This is a genomic window from Streptococcus sp. ELY_137, assembly GCF_058314515.1.
On record NZ_JBZFUL010000008.1, the window covers coordinates 65,874 to 85,472 of the forward strand.

A 19,599-nucleotide genomic window follows, 5' to 3' on the forward strand; every position below is an offset into this window, starting at 1 on the left:
GGTATAAAAACGGTGACTAGCTAGATATCTAACTTGCATTCAAGGAGCGTTAGGGAGACTTAAAGCTTGCAAAAGTGCCGGAGGTAGGGCTTATGTTGATGTTTGATATAGGTCGCTATAAAAATGGGGATTTCTTAGTTGTTGCGTAGAATAGCTAAAGGAGTGGTTCCCATGCCAAATTGAGAGTATAGCCTATGATAAACTGAGGTGGTTGTATGCTTATGTATAATCAAGGTCGTTACAAAAACGGAGACATTTGGGTTCGCTGCATAAAATAGCGCAAGGGGTGAAACCGATGTAATACAGAAAAAAGTAGGTTATAAACAACTATTATCAAGAGAGGTAATACTATGGTAAAGATGAATTTAAGCCGTTATAAAAACGGTGACAAGAATTTCTATTAACCTCCTTATGAGAATAGAAAGGCCGTGATGCCCGTGACAGATATTGAATCATACTATTAAAATCCGATTCTAGGTGTGCAGGAATCGGATTTTTTTGTGCTTTCAAATGGGGCTTCTTAACAAGTTATGAAGCCAGTCTAATACCTTCATTGATAGTCAATAGTCTGCGTCACCTTTACCTAAGAAAAACTATGAGCGTTCTGTTAAGTGTGCCAGCCAATCTATCACTGTTTTTAGTAAGATAATTACTTTTTTATAATGTTTAATAAATTTTCTAAAAGATTTGTTCTATTTTACTTTATGATTGCTGTTACCTAACAATCTTAGAATTGTCTTGAAAAAAACTAAAAAAAATATTAATATGAAACTATATTAGTAGATGAGTTGGTACCGCTATATCTATTAGTATAAACTATTAATAAATTCAAGGAGAATTTTATGAACTCATTAGCATTTGAAGAATTTGAGGTTGCAACCACAGATAGTCTCTCTGAGGTAGAAGCAGGCGGAGCCCTTTTAGGTGTTGTAGGAGCAGTAGCTGGTGGAGTTGGTGGTTTCTTCACAGGAGGGGTTGCTGGAGCAGCTGTTGGAACAATAACTTTGCCAGTTGTTGGAACAATTGCAGGAACTACAGCTGGAGCTATCGGTGGAGCAGCAACTGGCGCCGTTACTGGTGGCTTAGCTGGAGCTAGCGTTAACACTTGGGGTAAATGGATCTAATCTACCCTAGAAAGGGAGATGCATATGTTGTCACCTAAGTTATGCTGGTTTGTTTTAGCCAGCTATCCTATTATGATACTTATTCCTGTGTTATTTCCACAGATAAAAAATATTAAGCTTATCGTGTTTTCTATACTATTGGTAGAAAATTTGCTAGTTATAGCTCTTTATTTAAAAGGTAAGTATTTTAGCTAATTAGGTATGTTCCACCAGTACTTAAGCTTCTGTTCCTCTGCCTTTTGATAGCCTGACTTCTTTTATATTAAGGAGTCGGGCTTGTTTGGTAATTGGAGCTAGTGTTAATATGGTCTCCATTAGATGTTAGATAGGTTTGATGTAAAAAAGTAATTTATAGTAGTTTATGAGATTATGAGGAGGATATCAATATTTCTTCTTCTATTAGTTTTGCTCCCTCGTAATAAAATGAGGCTGTTCAGTTATTCATTGCTTATGGCTAATGCATTAGTGATTAGCCATATTTTTTATAAATCTAATTTGTTAAACTAGCAAAAAATAAAAATGAAAGGGGATAACTAAATGTATCCACAACCTAAGAAATCAGTAGCGCCTTTGGTGCTCGGCATCTTGTCATTAATCTTTTCAGTCCTGTTTGCTATCATTGGTCTTATTCTTGGAATTATTGGTCTGTCACTAGGAATCAGTAAAAATAAAGGTCAGGAATTTGATTACAAGATTCCTATTATTTTAAATAGCCTGGGTATTGGTATTGCAGCTGTTAATATGATTATTGGCTTTATTCAAGGCTATATGAACGCCCGCTAAGACTGATAATAAACTAAATTGGAAGTTGTGCAAAATCTGTTATTATTGATATTTGCTTATTGCATATCTATGCGAGTGTTGTGGTGATAGTGAATATTAATTAATGATTGACACCCAAATAAATTAATTTTATATGTGCTTCAGAAAAATTGACTGGAGCAAATGGTGGAGGTCATATTCTTGCTGTAGCTGGTGGAGCAGGAGGGAGTTATGTAGGAACATCAGCTGGGACCCTGACTAGGCAATATATTGGAAGCACGATCGATACAATGATCTGCCCAGTTTTAGGAACTGTGGTAGGTTATCTTGCAGGAGGAGCTGTCGGTGGAGTGGTAGGAAAAATTATTGGCACTGGTGTAGGTGGTTATCTTGGAGATAACGTCAATAAAGGCGTTCTCCTTTAACTGTTAGATGTACCTAATGTTTGAGAATAGCTATATAATAATTTATCAAAAGCAAGGACTAAATGAAAACACCAATTGATATCATTAATGCAATAGTTATCATTGCTATGTTTTTTAGCTGATTATGGACTTAAAAGTATTAAACCAAAAAGGATTAGATTTTATATTTCGGGTCCTTTACTGCTCTATTTGATTGTAATGGTAATATACCATTATTTACGTAATGAGTAATGCAGCTAGTTGTCCCACTCTACCAATGAATAGTATGCTACGGTAGCGAACTCCCGGAATGCTGGCGCAGCAGCTGCTATGTTTTAGTGGCATATAAGAGGCAGTTTCTCAAATTTATTAAATTATGAGGAGGACATTGATCTCCCCCTCTTCATTTTGGGGGATTTTGAAAGGCAACACCACTAAATAGTCAGAAAATTTTTTTTATTATGACGCTAATCTTGAAATTTGATTAAAATAAGCTTAACAATATTGTCAAGTGCAACTAAAGTTGTTAGACTGATTGGTGTACAGGTGGTGTACTTTATTTATTCTAGCTATAGTTACTGGATTTTTGGGGCTGGATTAAGATCTGGAACCAAGTTATTGATGTTCGTTTTATTAATTTAAAATGGATAATAAGAAATGTGCACTCAATATCACTCTGCTGTTTTAGAGAGAAGTGACTCGACTTTTATTATCTTTAAAGTTGGGTCACTTTTTAGGGATATTATCGGTAATAAAATTTAGGAAAGCAATTTTATGAAACAAGTTATTTACATTATTCTTATCGTCATTGCGGTTAATGTGCTCTTGGAAGTAGTTAAGCGCCTCTCTGGCAGAGGAATGCCTGCCCCCTCGCAATCTCAAGGACAGGGGCGCAGCCGCTTATTCTGGCGCAGACAGTACAAGTTTGTTCCTCAAATTGATACCAGAGACTGTGGTCCGGCAGCCTTGGCTTCTGTTGCCAAGCATTATGGCTCAGACTATTCTATTGCCCATCTGCGAGAGCTCTCAAAGACCGATAAGCAAGGAACGACTGCCCTAGGTATCGTTGAGGCTGCTAAGAAGCTGGGATTTGAGACCCGCTCTATTAAGGCAGACATGACCCTTTTTGATTACGACGACTTAACATATCCTTTTATTGTGCATGTCGTCAAGGGAAAAAGAATGCAGCACTATTATGTCGTTTATGCCAATGAAAAGGATCATCTGATTATTGGTGACCCCGATCCTACGGTCAAGGTTACGCGGATGAGCAAGGAAGAATTCCAAAAAGAATGGACCGGTGTCGCCATCTTCCTAGCCCCTCAGCCTAGCTATAAACCGCATAAAGACAACAAGAATGGCCTAACCAGTTTCTTCCCGCTGATTTTTAAGCAGAAGGCGCTGATGACCTATATCATTCTGGCTAGTTTAATTGTTACCTTGATTGATATTGTTGGATCTTACTATCTGCAGGGGATTTTGGACTCCTACATTCCTGATCAATTAATCTCTACCCTAGGGATTATCACAATCGGTCTGGTTGTAACTTACATTATTCAGCAGATGATGAATTTTGCCAAGGAATATCTCTTGGCTGTCTTGAGTATTCGCTTGGTTATTGATGTTATTCTCTCTTATATCAAGCATATCTTCACCCTGCCTATGTCCTTCTTTGCGACTCGGAGAACCGGTGAGATTACTTCTCGTTTTACCGATGCCAATCAGATTATTGATGCAGTCGCTTCGACTATTTTTTCGGTCTTTCTAGATTTGACTATGATCGTCTTGGTCGGTGGGGTTTTGCTGGTTCAAAATAATAACCTCTTCTTTTTGACTTTGATTTCTGTCCCTGTCTATGCCATCATCATCTTTGCTTTCTTAAAGCCTTTTGAAAAGATGAATCATGAGATGATGGAAAGCAATGCTATTGTCAGCTCATCAATCATCGAGGATATTAATGGTATGGAAACCATTAAGTCACTAACTAGTGAAGATGCACGTTATCAGAGTGTTGACAGTGAATTTGTGGATTATTTGGAAAAGAACTTCAAGCTGCATAAATATACTGCTATTCAAAACGCCCTGAAAACAGGCTCCAAGATGATCCTCAATGTTGTTATCCTCTGGTATGGCGCTCGTTTAGTTATGGATGGCAAAATCTCTGTCGGTCAGCTCATTACCTTTAATGCTCTCTTGTCTTACTTCTCAAACCCTATTGAGCGCATTATTGGTCTGCAGACAAAACTGCAATCAGCCCGCGTGGCGAATACGCGTCTGAACGAAGTTTACCTAGTGGATTCTGAGTTTGATAATAATGGGGAACTGTCCGAAACAACCTTCCTGGATGGGGACATCTCTTTTGAAAATCTATCCTATAAATATGGATTTGGCCGCGATACTCTTTCCAATATTAACCTAACTATCAAAAAAGGTGATAAAGTTAGTATCGTTGGACCTAGTGGCTCGGGTAAGACAACCTTAGCCAAAATGATCGTCAATTTCTACGAACCTAACCGTGGCATTGTCCGCCTCAATGGAAATGATCTGAAAGTTATTGATAAGACCGCTCTGCGGCAGCATATCAATTATTTGCCGCAACAGGCCTATGTTTTTAGTGGCTCTATCATGGATAATCTAACCCTCGGTGCCAAAGAGGGAACGACCCAAGAGGACATTATCCGTGCTTGTGAGATTGCGGAAATCCGCAAGGATATTGAGCAGATGCCGCTTGGTTATCAGACAGAATTATCAGATGGTGCTGGTGTATCTGGTGGACAGAAACAGCGGATTGCCTTGGCTCGTGCCCTCTTGACGAAGTCGCCGGTACTTATTCTCGACGAAGCTACCAGCAGCTTGGATGTATTAACTGAGCGTAAAATTGTCGATAATCTCTTGAAGATGACAGATAAGACTGTTATCTTCGTGGCTCACCGCTTGAGTATTTCCCAGCGCACCAACACCGTTATTGTGATGGAGCAAGGCCAGGTCGTTGAACAAGGAAGTCCTAAAGAGCTCTTGGCTAATAAAGGCCTTTATGCTGAGCTGTTTAATTGAAAGAGAGGACAAACATGGATCCGAAATTTTTACAAAGTGCCGAATTTTATAGGAGACGTTATCACAACTTTGCGACCTTGCTGATTGTCCCTGTGGTCTGCCTGATTATCTTTATTGTGGTCTTTCTCTGCTTTGCCAAAAAGGAAATCACTGTAATCTCTACTGGTGAAGTGGCTCCGACTAGGGTTGTGTCAGTTATTCAATCCTACAGCGATGCTTCTGTTGCAAAAAATAATCTAGATAATAATGCGACTGTTAAGGAAGGTGACCTTCTGATTGGCTATTCAGAAGACGCTAGTCCTAAACGGCAAGAAGAGCAGGAAAAGATTGTTAAAGATAGGCAGGAGCGCGATAAGAAGGACAAGAAAAAGGACAAAAAAGATAAAAAAGACAAGAAAAAAGATAATAAGGATAAAAAGAAATCCAAAAAGAAGAAAAAATCTAAGGACAAGAAAAAGAAAGATAAGAAGTCCAAAAAGAAAAAGAAAGATAACAGCAGTGAAACCAAGAAGGTGACGCTCTTTGCGCCTGAAGATGGTATTATCCATATCAATCCTAAGTACGAAGGTGCAAACCTTCTGCCTAGTGGAGCTGAGATCGGTCAAATTTATCCCGACATTAAAAAGACTAAGACCGTTCTTATCAGTTACTATGTCACATCTGATGATGTTGTTTCGATGGAGAAAGGGCAAAAAACTCGGCTCTCTCTAGAAAGAAAGGGCAATGATAAGGTAACTATTGAGGGGAAAATTACCAATGTAGCTTCCTCTGCCATAACGACCAAGAAGGGAAATGTCTTCAAAGTTACGGCTAAGGCTAAGCTGTCTAAAAAGGACAGCAAACTAGTCAAGTATGGTATGACTGGTAAGACCGTTACTGTTACCGATAAAAAGACCTACTTTGACTATTTTAAGGACAAATTGCTTCACAAGATGGAAAATTAAGCTTAATTCAAAATCCGGCTCAAACTGAGTTGGATTTTTATTTATTTTCAAATGAAAATAAATAAAAAATTTAGTGGCTGTTATCAGGGGTCTTATAATTTGATTAAACCGCTCGAAATCGCTTGCTTGTAGGAATCTTATCCGTTAGAATATTTACTGTCAATTGAAAATAATTTCGATTGATAAGTAAAAATCAGGTCAGATTTACACGGAGTAAATGAAAGGCCAAGTAAAAATAAGGAGAATATTCAACATGAATACAGTCGCATTTGAACACTTTACAACAGTCACAGCTGATAACTTAGCAGCAGTCAGTGGTGGTGAGTACACCCATTTTATGGATTGCGCTAATGGTTATGCTTACAGAGATGAAAATGGTCACTGGGGCTATCAAGTAACTAAGAGCCCCTTCGAAGCAGCTTTAAACACCATGGTGAATAGCTGGGCATCAGGGGTTGCTAGCTTTGCTGCTTATTAATTGAAGATAAATTCGAGTGATTGATAACCCAACAGGTCAGATTACGTGAAGCAGTAGATGACCAAGCCAAGAATAAGGAGGAGATTCCTATGAATACAAACATCTTAGAAAATTTTGAAGAAATGAACTCAGAAGACTTGATCACCATCACAGGAGGCGGCTTCCTTGATAGTGTCACCGATTTTCTTGATACAGTTGATGTTGTTGCCGCTGTTGATAATGCAATTTCATTAGTAGAAGATGCAATCGTCATCTCTTAATAGAGCATTGGTGGTGCATTCAGCTAAGGAAACTTGAGGGTTGGTTCTGAAATCATGCTTTCAGTAATTGATCAAAATAAGACTAAAAAATAGTTAAGTTCGATTCTAGATTCCTAGGATCGAATTTTCTATTTATATTCAAATGAAAATAAATAGAAAATTTAGTGGCTGTTATCAGAGGTCTTATAATTTGATTAAACCGTTCAAAATCGCTTGATTATAGGTCTTCTATCCTTTACAATGATTACCATCAATTGAAAATAATTTTGATTGATAAGTAAAAACCAGGTCAGATTTACACGGAGTAAATGAAAGGCCAAGTTAAATAAGGAGGTATTCACATGAATACAATCGCATTTGAAGAATTTGAAAACGTAAGTAAAGAAGAATTGACAGCTGTTTCAGGAGGATTCGCTCCACCTCGACCTTATCCACTTTATCCAGACCCACTCCATATCTTGCTATACTTGGCGTAATGGTAGGAACTGCTACCGGAGCTCTTTCAGACTATTAATAGTCAATAACTAAGACAAGATCAGTCTGGCGCGGATTTATTTCAGTAGTCTGACAGGTTTTAAGACTATATCATTAAAAACTAGTGATTAAACAACTTTCTATTGAGATGCTCAAAGCCTATCTATTCTTTACTAGGGATAGACAGGCTTTTTAGTATTATTCTAAGTTGACTTTTTGAGGTGGGGAGCTGAATCGGACAGCGTACCCTATAGAGAAAATCAACAGTGAAAATTAACCGTTTTTCCTTGCATTGGTAGTTATATTCCTGTATAATATTACCTTGTGAGTATCCCTCACTTACCCCTTGCATTGACTGGGGGTCATTAGACCAAAAGGAGGAAAACATCAATGGCTAAATACGAAATTCTTTATATTATTCGTCCAAACATTGAAGAAGAAGCTAAAAACGCTTTGGTAGAACGCTTTGACGCTATCTTGACAGACAACGGTGCGACTGTTGCTGAATCAAAAGATTGGGAAAAACGTCGCTTGGCTTATGAAATCCAAGATTTCACAGAAGGTCTCTACCATATCGTTAATGTTGAATCTGATAACGCTCATGCTCTTAATGAATTTGATCGTCTGTCAAAAATCAACAACGATATTCTTCGTCACATGATTGTTAAGCTTGACGCTTAAGAAGGTAGCTTATGATAAATAACGTCGTACTAGTTGGCCGCATGACCCGTGATGCGGAACTTCGTTACACCCCGTCTAATCAAGCCGTTGCGACTTTCAGCCTAGCTGTGAATCGTAATTTTAAAAACCAAAATGGTGAGCGTGAGGCTGATTTCATTAACTGTGTTATCTGGCGTCAGCAAGCTGAAAACTTGGCCAACTGGGCTAAAAAAGGAGCCTTGATTGGGATTACTGGTCGTATCCAGACCCGTAATTATGAGAACCAGCAAGGTCAACGGGTTTATGTAACCGAGGTTGTTGCTGACAACTTCCAGCTTTTAGAAAGCCGTGCAACGCGTGAAGCTAATAGCAGTAGTTCTTACAATGCTGGTGGTAACAATCCCTCAGGCTTTGCTTCACAGGATTCGCAGCCAACACCGAACTTCGGCCGTGATGAAAGTCCATTTGGCAACTCTAACCCAATGGATATTTCTGACGACGACCTACCCTTTTAATTATCTTGGACACGAAGGACTAAACTTGAAATAATATAAAGGAGAATAACATGGCTCAACAACGTCGTGGCGGATTCAAACGCCGTAAAAAAGTTGATTATATCGCAGCTAACAAGATTGAATACGTTGATTACAAAGATACTGAACTGCTTAGCCGCTTTGTTTCTGAGCGTGGGAAAATTTTGCCACGCCGCGTAACTGGAACATCTGCTAAGAACCAACGTAAGGTAACGACAGCAATTAAACGTGCTCGCGTTATGGCTCTTATGCCATTTGTGAACGAGGACTAATCGGGTCTATTGACCGCTTAGCAAAAAACCGACCGAAAGAGGTCGGTTTTTTTACGCTTAAAAACAGAAGAATAAGAGTATTCTCTTTTGTGTGAAACAGGAAGACAAATAAGCGCCCTTATTCATCTCATTGAGAAAAAATCCCAGGCTTATGCAGACTGAGATTTCTAAGATTTTATTTTTGAGCAGGACTAGGGCTTCTGAGTTGCCAAGGCACTTTGGATATTATATTGCTTCTTAAGGAAGTATTTAAGAGCGAAACTAAGTCCGCTGATAACAATCATAACAAGTCCAGGGAGAACAGGATTTAATGCCTTAGGAATCAAGGCTGTAGCTCCAACAAAACCAATCCAAATCAGCGTAAAGACAGCCATATAAATTAGGGATCTCCATAGACTAGGCCGCTCGCTTTTAGGCTTTCCTGCATATCGGTAAACAAAGTGATAAAGAGCATAAAGAGCAGCACCGCCAGTCAGGGCAGTAACAATAGTGGTCACAATACCATAACCTTGCTGGTAGTAATGTTTGTTAGCAAGAGATGTGAGACCATAGATAAGACCGAAAAATCCTAGAAGCATCAGACTGCTATCCAGCCACATCAGCCAAGGATTCTTATTTGTATCATCCCTCTGCGCTTGGTTAGCTTGGGTAGAGCTGGACTCTGTAAATGTTTTAGCCCAGATAGTAGGCGCTCCAAAGAGAGAACGGGCTGTATGTCCTTCTTTTTGATTTTCAATAATAGTTGGAAGGACATCGGTCAAGATAGCCTTAATCTCTTCTTGACTTTTGCCATCCTTTTGAAGTTGATGGCTGGCAATCGTAATAAATTCCCGATTTTTTTTGGTCAATTCCTGTAAATCCATAGGGTGGTAGTCTCCTGTTTTGATAAGTTTTGAAATATTTGAAATTAGAACCAGCGCTTACGAATGAAATAGATAACGACAGTCAAACTCATGACTGAAGCAATAAAAACAATAAACCAGAAGGCGTGTGGCAGACCATTTAAAGGCAACCAGTTGTTTTTAAAATTCATCCCATAAGCCGAGAAGACGACGGTTGGGATATCTAAGGCCATGGTCATTAGCGCCAGTGTCTTCATAATAGAATTCTGGTTGTTAGAAATAATAGAAGCTGATGTTTCAGTCATGACATTGAGGACATTTTCATAGATGCTGGCCATCTCGATGGCCTGTTGTGTTTCAATCAAGGTATCCTCTAGTAAATCTTCATCGTCGATATATTTTTTCAAACTGGAGGCGTTGCCTGTCAGCTTTTTGACAATACGTTCATTGATTTTCAACGAAGCCTTTAGGTAAATAATAGACTTCTCCAACTCCATCATATCAATAAGCTGCTCATTTCTGGTTGCATCCTCTAGTTGAGCTTCGATACGATCGCTTTGGCGGTCGATCGAGCGCAGGGCAGTTAGAAAGAGCTCGGCATTGCGATAGAGAAGTTGAAAGACAAATCGTGTCTTCATAAAAGTGTAGAAGCCTCGTACTCGTCGATTGAGAAAATTATCAAAAAGGATCAATGGTTCCAAACAAGTAGTAATAACGACTTGGTTTGTGACGATAATACCTAAAGGGATGGTCACATAATAGCTCTTGCCATTGCGATCTTCTTGAGTTGGCACATCAACGATAATCAGGGTGTAGTTATCCTCAACACTGATCCGCGAACTTTCTTCGGCATCTAGGGGTGCTCTTAGGTCGGTAATGTCAATACTGAACTGCTCAGCAAGTTTGACAGATTCTTCCTGAGAAGGGTTCACAAGATTAATCCAAGCCCCAGGCTCGAATGTTTCTATTTCGTTGAGTTGATTATTGGCAGAAAGAAACATTTGTTCCATAAGAACCCCTCCTCATAGTGATAATTTGCTCCAAGGCACACCTTACCATTATACTATAATTAGCTGGGTTTGTGGGTAGCTTTTTATAAAAAATTCTTAGCTCTTGAGAGGAAAGTTGGTTCAGTTGTTAACAGGTAAACTTATGATACCCCTCTTGATAAAAGCCTCTATTTTTGTTAAACTTAAGCATGAGAATCGGGACGAACGTATGCGGAGTGATACGACTTTTGACTGATAGTTTTATCAAGTGAAAGTAGCGGATTCTGTTGTTGGTTGAATGTCCTTGATAGTTTACGATAAGGAGCCTGCTATGTCCGAACGTGGATTGTTGATTGTTTTCTCTGGACCTTCTGGGGTCGGCAAGGGAACGGTTCGTCAGGAAATATTTTCAACGCCAGACCATAAATTTGAATATTCGGTCTCGATGACGACCCGTGCTCAACGCTCTGGAGAACAGGATGGTGTTGATTATTTTTTCCGAACCCGCGAAGAGTTTGAAGAGTTGATTCGCCAAGGACAGATGCTGGAGTACGCTGAATATGTCGGCAATTACTATGGTACTCCCCTAACCTATGTTAATGAAACGCTAGATAAAGGCATTGACGTTTTTCTGGAAATTGAGGTTCAAGGAGCGCTCCAAGTTAAGAAAAAAGTACCAGACGGGGTTTTTATATTTCTGACACCGCCTGATTTAGAGGAACTAAAAGATCGTTTGGTTGGTCGCGGAACAGATAGCGACACAATTATTGCTCAGCGTATTGAACGGGCCAAAGAGGAAATTGCCCTTATGCGTGAGTACGACTACGCAGTGGTCAATGATGAAGTACCTGCAGCAGCAGAACGTGTCAAACGTATTATTGAAGCGGAGCACTGTCGCGTCGATCGGGTTATTGGCCGCTATAATAAGATGATTCAAGATATTTAAGTTAGAAAAGAGATACTGCTTTATGATGTTAAAACCTTCTATTGATACCCTTTTGGATAAGATTCCTTCAAAATATTCTCTCTGCATTTTACAGGCCAAACGTGCTCATGAACTAGAAGAAGGAGCCAAGCCTACTCAAGGCTTTAAATCTGTTAAAGCAACCTTGCAGGCTTTAGAAGAAATTGAAGCTGGCAAAGTGACGATTCATCCAGATCCTGCTGCCAAACGTGCTGCTGTTATTGCACGTGCAGAAGCCGAGCGTCGGGCTAAGGAAGAAGAAGAACGTAAGATTAAAGAACAAATTGCTAAGGAAAAAGAAGAAGAAGGTGAAAAGATTTAAGATTTTGCCAGATAATCAAAGAAAAAGCACGAGCTGGGATTTGGTAATCTCAGCTTCCTTAATTTTTTCAGCTGTTGTCAAGCATTCTAAAGGAGGGGCAGTATGGAAAAGATAGCCAAGGTCATTGTTGATATACCTTTGATGCAGACGGATAAACCTTTTTCCTATCAAATCCCAGCCGAACTGACAGACCTGGTCAGCCTAGGCAGTCGGGTGCATGTTCCCTTTGGTAGGAGCAATCGTCTCCTGCAAGGTTTTGTTGTTGGATTTGATGAAGGCGATCCTCAAGATTTGAAAAAATTAGTAGCTGTCTTGGATTTTGAACCAGTTCTCAACCAAGAGCAGCTAGAATTGGCGGATTACATGCGTCATACTGTTTTTTCCTACAAAATTTCTATTCTCAAATCTATGATTCCGAGTCTCCTCAATTCTGACTATGACCGTATTTTGGAGGCAACTGATGCCTTGTCTGATTTGGATAGAGAGCTTATTTTTGGTAAGCAAGATCAAATTTATTATTCTGCTTTGGATAGCAGTTTAGAAGGTCAGGTGACTAGGTTGGTTAGGGCAGGGCAGATTAGGATTCGTTATTCTGCTAAGGATAAAAAAACTCTAAAGACAGTGAAATACTATCGTCCTGTCTTTGATAAGCTTAAAGAGTTGGAGATTGCCAAGAGAGCTAAAAAACGCCAAGAGCTTAAGAATTTTTTACTGACTCACCCGAGCTCAGCCTTACTTTCTGACTTACAGAAACAGTTTTCGCGTGATCAAATTAACTTTTTTAGGGACGCTGGTGCACTCGCAATTGAGGAGGTTGAGGTGAACCGCAGTCAGTCCTATTTTGCTCATGTTGAAAAGAGCGACTTTCTAAAGCTTAATGCCGAGCAGGCCTATGCTGTTGAGAGCATTACAGCTGACATAGGACGAGATAATAAGCCTTACCTGCTGGAGGGGATTACCGGTTCTGGAAAAACAGAAGTCTACCTCCACATTATTGATCATGTCCTGAAGATAGGAAAAACGGCTATTGTCCTAGTGCCTGAAATTTCTCTGACCCCCCAGATGACTAACCGCTTTATCTCACGTTTTGGTGAGCAGGTTGCAATCATGCATTCGGGACTGTCAGATGGAGAAAAATACGATGAGTGGCGCAAGATTAAATCGGGTCAGGCTAAGGTTGTAGTCGGTGCCCGTTCGGCCATTTTCAGTCCGCTGACTAATATCGGAGCGATTATCATTGATGAGGAGCATGAGGCAACCTACAAACAGGAATCTAATCCTCGCTATCACGCTCGAGATGTAGCACTCCTGCGTGCCCGCTATCATAAGGCTGTCTTGGTCATGGGGTCTGCTACTCCTAGCATTGAGAGTCGGGCGCGTGCTAGCCGTGAGGTCTATCATTTTATTCGTTTAACCCAGCGTGCTAATCCTTTAGCAAAAGTTCCCAAGGTTGAGATTATTGACTTTAGGGATTATCTAGGTAAGCAAGAAGTTAGCAATTTCACCCCGCTTCTATTGGATAAAATCAGAGATCGCTTGGACAAAAAAGAACAGATTGTCCTCATGCTTAACCGCCGCGGATTCTCAAGTTTTATTATGTGCCGAGAGTGCGGCTATGTCGATGATTGTCCTAATTGTGATATTTCTCTGACCCTGCACATGGATACTAAGACAATGAATTGCCACTACTGTGGCTTTCAAAAGGGAATCCCTCACACCTGTCCAAATTGCAGCAGCTCCAGCATTCGTTACTATGGAACAGGTACGCAGAAAGCCTTCGACGAGCTTCAGGAAATACTACCAGAAGCCCGTATTATTCGCATGGATGTCGATACAACTAGGAAAAAAGGTGCGCATGAAAAGATTTTAGAGTCTTTTGGTCGAGGGGAGGCAGATATTTTGCTGGGAACCCAAATGATCGCCAAGGGGCTAGATTTTCCTAATGTTACCCTAGTGGGAGTACTCAATGCAGATACGTCCTTGAATCTTCCAGATTTTCGTTCAGCTGAAAGAACCTTTCAGCTCCTGACCCAAGTAGCGGGACGAGCTGGTCGGGCGGAAAAAGCTGGCGAAGTCCTGATTCAAACCTATAATCCTAATAATTACGCTATTCAGCTGGCTCAACAACAGGATTATGAAGCCTTTTATACCTATGAAATGGCAGTTCGCAGGCAATTAGCCTATCCGCCTTATTACTATACTGTCGGTTTAACCCTGTCTCATAAAAATGAAGAGAAGGTTATCCAGAAGTCCTTTGAAGTTGTTAACCTGCTTAAGAAGCAGCTGAGCAACAAGATAAAAATCTTGGGGCCAACACCTAAGCCTATTGCTCGTACCCACAACCTCTATCATTATCAAATTATTATCAAGTATCGGTTTGAAGACAGATTAGAAACGGTGCTTAATCAGATTTTAGATTTGACGCAAGAAAAAGACAATAAGGATTTACGTCTGATCATTGATCATGAGCCGCAAAGTTTTGTCTAAGACTGGAAGCTTGTTGTGAAATTTAAGTAAAGGAAAGATTGCTCTGAGTTTTGAGCAATCGTGGTAAATAGATGACAAAAATAATTTTTATGGGAACCCCCGACTTTTCGGCGACAGTCCTCAAAGGCTTATTAGCCAGTGAAAATTACGAGATTTTAGCAGTTGTAACTCAGCCTGATCGAGCTGTCGGCCGTAAAAAAGAAATCCATTTGACACCAGTCAAAGAGGTTGCTTTAGCCTATGGTTTACCTATTTATCAGCCTGAAAAGTTGTCAGGATCAAAGGAATTGGAGCAGCTGATGGATCTTGGTGCCGATGGAATTGTGACGGCCGCTTTCGGTCAATTTTTGCCGACCAAGCTCCTAGATAAGGTTGGCTTTGCGGTTAACGTTCATGCGTCTCTTTTGCCTAAGTATCGCGGCGGCGCCCCTATCCACTATGCCCTTATTAACGGTGATGAGAGAGCGGGTGTAACCATCATGGAAATGGTTAAGGAGATGGATGCTGGCGATATGATTAGTCAGGACAGCCTGCCTATTACAGATCGTGATAATGTAGGAACCCTCTTTGATAAGTTAGCCGTGCTAGGGCGCGATTTATTGTTGGAGACCTTACCGAATTACCTGAATGGTACAATTAAACCTCAACCTCAAGATAACACTCAGGTAACTTTTTCCCCCAATATTCAGCCTGAGGAAGAACGGCTGGATTGGACTAAGTCTTCTCGGATGCTTTTTAACCAAGTGCGTGGTATGTATCCTTGGCCGATTGCCCATACCTTGCTCAAGGGTCAGCGTTTTAAAATCCACGAAGCTCAATCGGTAACTGGTCAAGGGCAGCCAGGAGAAATTATTGAAAAAACCAAAAAGACTTTGGTGGTCGCCGCTGGTCAGGGGGCTCTGTCGCTCAAAACAGTTCAACCAGCTGGTAAACCTAAAATGTCTGTAAGGGATTTTCTTAATGGTGTTGGACGTCAGCTTGAAGTAGGTGATTATTTTGGTGACTAAGTTTCGAGGGACAGCCCGCAGCGCTGCTTTGCAGGTATTGGAGGAGGTGTTCAATCAGGGAGCCTATTCCAATGTCGCCCTCAACAGGGTGCTGTCATCTACACCTTTATCCGATCAAGACAAGGGATTGGCTACTGAGATTGTCTACGGGACAGTTGCACGAAAGATTACATTGGAATGGCATTTGGCTCATGTTGTTGATGATCGAAACAAGCTGGAGTCATGGGTTTATATTCTACTTATGCTTAGTCTTTACCAGTTGCTCTATTTAGATAGGCTGCCTCGGCATGCTATCGTGAATGAGGCAGTAAAATTAGCTAAGAAACGTAGCCATAAGGGGGCAGATAAGCTGGTTAATGCTGTCTTGCGTAAATTATCGCAAGATTCCTTGCCAAAACCAGCAGATATTAAGCGTAAGAATAAGCGCTATTCGATTGAATATTCCCTACCTGTCTGGCTGGTTAAAAAAATAATTGACCAATATGGTGAGAAACGTGCAAGAAAAATCTTCCAAAGTCTTTTTATTCGTAATAAAGCCAGCGTTCGAGTGACGAATCCGCTGAAATTCGACGAAATTAGGGTTTCAACAGGTGCTAACATCTCTAAGTTATCTCCAGTTGGCCTGGTAAAAGAGTCGGGCTACTTTGCAGGAACAGATTATTTTAAAAACGGGGATATCACCATTCAAGACGAATCCAGTCAGCTGGTTGCACCAACCTTAAAAATTCAAGGGACAGAAGAAATTCTTGATGCTTGTGCTGCTCCCGGCGGAAAGACTACCCATATGGCAGCCTACTTAACGACAGGACACATCACTGCCTTAGATCTCTATGATCATAAATTAGATTTGGTGAAAGAGAATGCTCGGCGTCTCCGCCTAGCTGATAAAATTGATACGCAAAGACTGGATGCCCGTTTAGTCCACCAGCAGTTTGCTCCTGATAGTTTTGACAAAATTTTGGTTGATGCCCCCTGTTCGGGAATCGGTTTGATCCGGCGTAAACCCGACATCAAATATAATAAGGACATTCAGGACTTTGAACAGCTGCAAACCATACAGCTAGAGATCTTAGACAGTGTTTGTCAAACCCTGCGTAAAAATGGTATAATAACCTACAGTACCTGCACTATTTTTCAGGAAGAAAATCAAGAAGTTATTCGAGCTTTCTTAGATACCCATCCTAATTTTGAACAGGTAAAACTGGAACATGAGCAGACAGATATTGTGGAGGATGGTTTTATGTGCATTACTCCTGAGAGCCATCAGACCGATGGATTCTTTATTGCTCAAGTGAAGCGTATGTATTAGCGTGAAAGGACAGTTAAACAATTCATGGAAATTGCTTTACGGACTGATATCGGACAGAAACGTTCTGATAATCAGGATTTCATCAATCAATATTACAATCAGGCAGATATTCCCCTTATCATCTTAGCGGACGGTATGGGAGGACATCGTGCTGGTAATATCGCGAGCGAGTTGACGGTAACCGATTTAGGTAAGGCGTGGGAAGCGTTAGACTTCACCGATCTTAGCCAAATCCGTGACTGGATGATTGATATCATTGAAAAGGAAAATAAAAAGATTCACGAGCTGGGCAAAGAGGAATCGTACCGCAGCATGGGAACAACTATTGAGGCTGTCGCTGTTGTTGATAATGCTGCCCTATACGCCCATCTGGGGGATTCTCGTATCGGTCTTATCAGAAATGGCCAGTACCAACAATTGACAACGGATCATTCCTTAGTCAATGAATTGCTGAGAGCTGGTCAGATTACCGAAGAGGAAGCGGCTACCCATCCCCAGCGCAATATCATCACGCAATCAATTGGTCAACAAAGCCCAATTGAGTTAGACTTGGGTGTACAACAGCTGGAAGCTGGCGATTTCATCCTGATGAATAGCGATGGTCTGACTAATATGATTTCTAGTGAAACCATCGTTAATATCCTGTTGGCTGATGATGGGAATCTTTCTGACAAAGCTGAGCAGCTTGTCGCCGAAGCTAATAAAGCTGGTGGCCTAGATAATATTACCGTGGGACTGCTACACGTAGAAGGTGAGGCAGCATCATGATTCAGATTGGCAAACTATTTGCTGGTCGCTATCGTATTCTTAAGTCCATAGGACGAGGCGGTATGGCGGATGTATATCTGGCTAATGATTTGATTTTAGAGGGAGAAGAAGTAGCCATCAAGGTACTTCGAACCAACTATCAAACCGATCAGGTTGCGGTTACCCGTTTTCAGCGGGAAGCCAGAGCCATGGCAGAGCTCAGCCATACTAATATCGTTTCAATCAGGGACATCGGTGAAGAAGATGGCCAGCAGTTCCTTGTAATGGAGTATGTGGATGGTTCAGACCTAAAACACTATATTCAAGATAATGCCCCTTTATCCAATAGCGAAGTCGTGCGTATCATGGAAGAAGTACTGTCAGCCATGACATTAGCGCACGAAAAAGGAATTATCCACCGCGATCTAAAACCACAAAACATCCTCCTTACTAAGGATGGAACAGTTAAGGTTACAGATTTTGGAATAGCGGTAGCCTTTGCGGAGACCAGCTTGACTCAGACCAATTCCATGTTGGGAAGTGTTCATTATCTATCCCCCGAGCAAGCGCGTGGTTCTAAAGCGACAGTTCAATCTGATATCTACGCTATGGGGATCATGCTGTTTGAAATGCTGACAGGGCATATTCCTTATGATGGTGACAGTGCTGTTACTATTGCCCTTCAGCATTTTCAGAAACCCTTGCCGTCTATTCTGGAAATTAACCCAGATGTTCCCCAGGCCTTGGAAAATGTTGTTATAAAAGCAACGGCTAAACGTCTTGATGACCGCTATAAATCAACCTATGAAATGAGTCGTGATCTCATGTCTAGTTTGAGCTATAATCGCAGTCGTGAAGCCAAGTTAATTTTTTCGGATGTAGCGGATACTAAGACATTACCAAAAATCGACAGCAGCACCGCCAACGCTTCTGCGGAACAACTTTTGAAAGCGACAGATAAAACCAAAAAACAGGAAGTAACCGCCCAGCCTGAAGCTCCTAAGAAAGTTAAACCTAAGCGTAAGCATAAGGCGGGTGTGTTCGGCAAGATCGCTGTTGCACTTTTATTAGCTATTATTGTTATTGTTGCCTTTCTCATGCTACGTCACCCATCTACGATTACAGTGCCGGACGTTTCTGGACAGGACTTAGCTACAGCTAGGAGAACTATTGAGGATGCCGGACTTGAAGTCGGAGAGGTCATCAAATCGGAAAGTGATTCGGTAGATGAGGGACAGGTCATTCGAACTGGACCTGAAGCTGGGACATCTAAAAAAGAGGGGCAAAAAGTTAATATCTATGTATCTACCGGTAAGGGCAGTTTCAAAATGAAGGACTACACTGGTGAAAACTACGAGGATGCCATTGATGATTTAGCCAAACGCTATGGCGTCTCCAAGTCACAGATTGAAATTACCGAATATGAAACTGCCTACTATACTGAAGGGACGATTATCGAACAGACACCTACAGAGGGTTCTGAGTTCGATCCTTCTGGTAAAGACAAAATTGAATTTACGGTAGCTGTCTATGGCTCAAGCTCAACTTCTGAATGGTACAGTCAAGATTCTGATTCAAGCTCAAGTTCTGAGTCGAGTTCGTCAAGCTCTTCTACATCGAGCTCCGAGCAACCGGACAGTAGTTCTGACAGCGGAACGGCTGATCAGAGCTCTGAGGAATAATAAATATTAAGGGATTGAAGCGCCGCTTCAATCCTTTTTTGGGGCTCACTCTCGCTTCATCTTGCTAGCAAGCTATTATCCGTTAAAAGAATGGTTATAATTGATGTTTAAAGTCTTCCAGTATTAAGAGTCGGATGTGTTTGAAATAGGAATAGGATGGATATTTCTTTGCTTTATATCTTGTCCTTCTTAGGTCCTAAGGCCTATCTTATTCACTGCTAAGGCCAAGGCAGCTGAAATTTCAAGGGATTTTTGATACAATGAGCAGGTAAATGAAAATTAGAC

General features: G+C 40.9%; 20 protein-coding genes. 18 read left to right on the forward strand and 2 right to left on the reverse strand.

Going from position 1 to position 19,599, the window contains the following annotated elements; all coding sequences use genetic code 11:
- Positions 1-842 precede the first annotated feature (842 nt).
- The 11 genes from AC4HAO_RS07225 to rpsR all read left to right on the forward strand — a co-directional run bounded on the left by AC4HAO_RS07225 (position 843) and on the right by rpsR (position 8,965).
- Entirely contained in the window at positions 843-1,124 is a 282-nt protein-coding gene (locus AC4HAO_RS07225; protein WP_447452666.1) for a bacteriocin, read from the forward strand.
- A 537-nt stretch (positions 1,125-1,661) separates the two neighbouring features.
- Positions 1,662-1,907 (forward strand): hypothetical protein, encoded by a 246-nt coding sequence (locus tag AC4HAO_RS07230; RefSeq protein WP_447452665.1) that lies wholly within the window; start codon positions 1,662-1,664, stop codon positions 1,905-1,907.
- 149 nt (positions 1,908-2,056) lie between these two features.
- The gene (locus AC4HAO_RS07235; protein WP_491094154.1) at positions 2,057-2,311 is read left to right on the forward strand and encodes a hypothetical protein; all 255 of its coding nucleotides are present in this window, start codon (positions 2,057-2,059) and stop codon (positions 2,309-2,311) included.
- Between the two features lie 753 nt (positions 2,312-3,064).
- On the forward strand, positions 3,065-5,344 hold the full coding sequence (locus tag AC4HAO_RS07240; RefSeq protein WP_447452664.1) for a peptide cleavage/export ABC transporter: 2,280 nt from the start codon (positions 3,065-3,067) through the stop codon (positions 5,342-5,344).
- 14 nt (positions 5,345-5,358) lie between these two features.
- The gene (locus tag AC4HAO_RS07245; RefSeq protein WP_491134989.1) at positions 5,359-6,288 is read left to right on the forward strand and encodes an HlyD family efflux transporter periplasmic adaptor subunit; all 930 of its coding nucleotides are present in this window, start codon (positions 5,359-5,361) and stop codon (positions 6,286-6,288) included.
- 253 nt (positions 6,289-6,541) lie between these two features.
- Positions 6,542-6,766 carry a garvicin Q family class II bacteriocin gene (locus AC4HAO_RS07250; protein WP_491094157.1) on the forward strand — a complete coding sequence of 75 codons (225 nt, stop codon included), beginning with the start codon at positions 6,542-6,544 and terminating at the stop codon, positions 6,764-6,766.
- Positions 6,767-6,855: 89 nt separating this feature from the next.
- On the forward strand, positions 6,856-7,026 hold the full coding sequence (locus AC4HAO_RS07255) for a ComC/BlpC family leader-containing pheromone/bacteriocin (RefSeq protein WP_491094158.1): 171 nt from the start codon (positions 6,856-6,858) through the stop codon (positions 7,024-7,026).
- A gap of 341 nt (positions 7,027-7,367) precedes the next feature.
- Positions 7,368-7,502 carry a bacteriocin gene (locus AC4HAO_RS07260; protein ID WP_491094159.1) on the forward strand — a complete coding sequence of 45 codons (135 nt, stop codon included), beginning with the start codon at positions 7,368-7,370 and terminating at the stop codon, positions 7,500-7,502.
- 388 nt (positions 7,503-7,890) lie between these two features.
- Complete coding sequence (rpsF, locus tag AC4HAO_RS07265; RefSeq protein ID WP_447452659.1) at positions 7,891-8,181, forward strand: 30S ribosomal protein S6; 291 nt, start codon at positions 7,891-7,893, stop codon at positions 8,179-8,181.
- An 11-nt stretch (positions 8,182-8,192) separates the two neighbouring features.
- The gene (locus AC4HAO_RS07270) at positions 8,193-8,675 is read left to right on the forward strand and encodes a single-stranded DNA-binding protein (RefSeq protein WP_447452658.1); all 483 of its coding nucleotides are present in this window, start codon (positions 8,193-8,195) and stop codon (positions 8,673-8,675) included.
- Positions 8,676-8,725: 50 nt separating this feature from the next.
- Positions 8,726-8,965 carry a 30S ribosomal protein S18 gene (gene rpsR, locus AC4HAO_RS07275; RefSeq protein WP_000068664.1) on the forward strand — a complete coding sequence of 80 codons (240 nt, stop codon included), beginning with the start codon at positions 8,726-8,728 and terminating at the stop codon, positions 8,963-8,965.
- A 191-nt stretch (positions 8,966-9,156) separates the two neighbouring features.
- Here rpsR and AC4HAO_RS07280 read toward each other — a convergent pair whose 3' ends face one another.
- Both AC4HAO_RS07280 and AC4HAO_RS07285 read right to left on the reverse strand, forming a co-directional pair.
- Positions 9,157-9,828 (reverse strand): DUF1129 domain-containing protein, encoded by a 672-nt coding sequence (locus AC4HAO_RS07280; RefSeq protein WP_491134990.1) that lies wholly within the window; start codon positions 9,826-9,828, stop codon positions 9,157-9,159.
- A 44-nt stretch (positions 9,829-9,872) separates the two neighbouring features.
- A complete protein-coding gene (locus AC4HAO_RS07285) occupies positions 9,873-10,817 on the reverse strand; it encodes a magnesium transporter CorA family protein (protein ID WP_447452656.1) in 945 nt (314 codons plus the stop codon).
- Between the two features lie 310 nt (positions 10,818-11,127).
- Between AC4HAO_RS07285 and gmk the strand changes: the two genes are divergently transcribed.
- The 7 genes from gmk to pknB all read left to right on the forward strand — a co-directional run bounded on the left by gmk (position 11,128) and on the right by pknB (position 19,314).
- On the forward strand, positions 11,128-11,742 hold the full coding sequence (gene gmk, locus AC4HAO_RS07290; RefSeq protein ID WP_491094134.1) for a guanylate kinase: 615 nt from the start codon (positions 11,128-11,130) through the stop codon (positions 11,740-11,742).
- Positions 11,743-11,764: 22 nt separating this feature from the next.
- Positions 11,765-12,082, forward strand: coding sequence for a DNA-directed RNA polymerase subunit omega (rpoZ, locus tag AC4HAO_RS07295; RefSeq protein ID WP_491094133.1), 318 nt, complete (start codon positions 11,765-11,767; stop codon positions 12,080-12,082).
- A 102-nt stretch (positions 12,083-12,184) separates the two neighbouring features.
- Complete coding sequence (locus AC4HAO_RS07300; protein ID WP_491094132.1) at positions 12,185-14,569, forward strand: primosomal protein N'; 2,385 nt, start codon at positions 12,185-12,187, stop codon at positions 14,567-14,569.
- Positions 14,570-14,640: 71 nt separating this feature from the next.
- Positions 14,641-15,576, forward strand: coding sequence for a methionyl-tRNA formyltransferase (gene fmt / locus AC4HAO_RS07305; RefSeq protein WP_447452652.1), 936 nt, complete (start codon positions 14,641-14,643; stop codon positions 15,574-15,576).
- A complete protein-coding gene (rsmB, locus tag AC4HAO_RS07310; protein WP_491134997.1) occupies positions 15,560-16,885 on the forward strand; it encodes a 16S rRNA (cytosine(967)-C(5))-methyltransferase RsmB in 1,326 nt (441 codons plus the stop codon). Before fmt ends, rsmB begins: the two co-directional genes overlap by 17 nt.
- A gap of 24 nt (positions 16,886-16,909) precedes the next feature.
- Positions 16,910-17,653, forward strand: coding sequence for a Stp1/IreP family PP2C-type Ser/Thr phosphatase (locus AC4HAO_RS07315; protein WP_447452651.1), 744 nt, complete (start codon positions 16,910-16,912; stop codon positions 17,651-17,653).
- Positions 17,650-19,314, forward strand: a complete 1,665-nt coding sequence (gene pknB, locus AC4HAO_RS07320; RefSeq protein WP_491134991.1) for a Stk1 family PASTA domain-containing Ser/Thr kinase — start codon at positions 17,650-17,652, stop codon at positions 19,312-19,314. The genes AC4HAO_RS07315 and pknB overlap by 4 nt, the downstream gene beginning before the upstream one ends.
- Positions 19,315-19,599 lie beyond the last annotated feature (285 nt).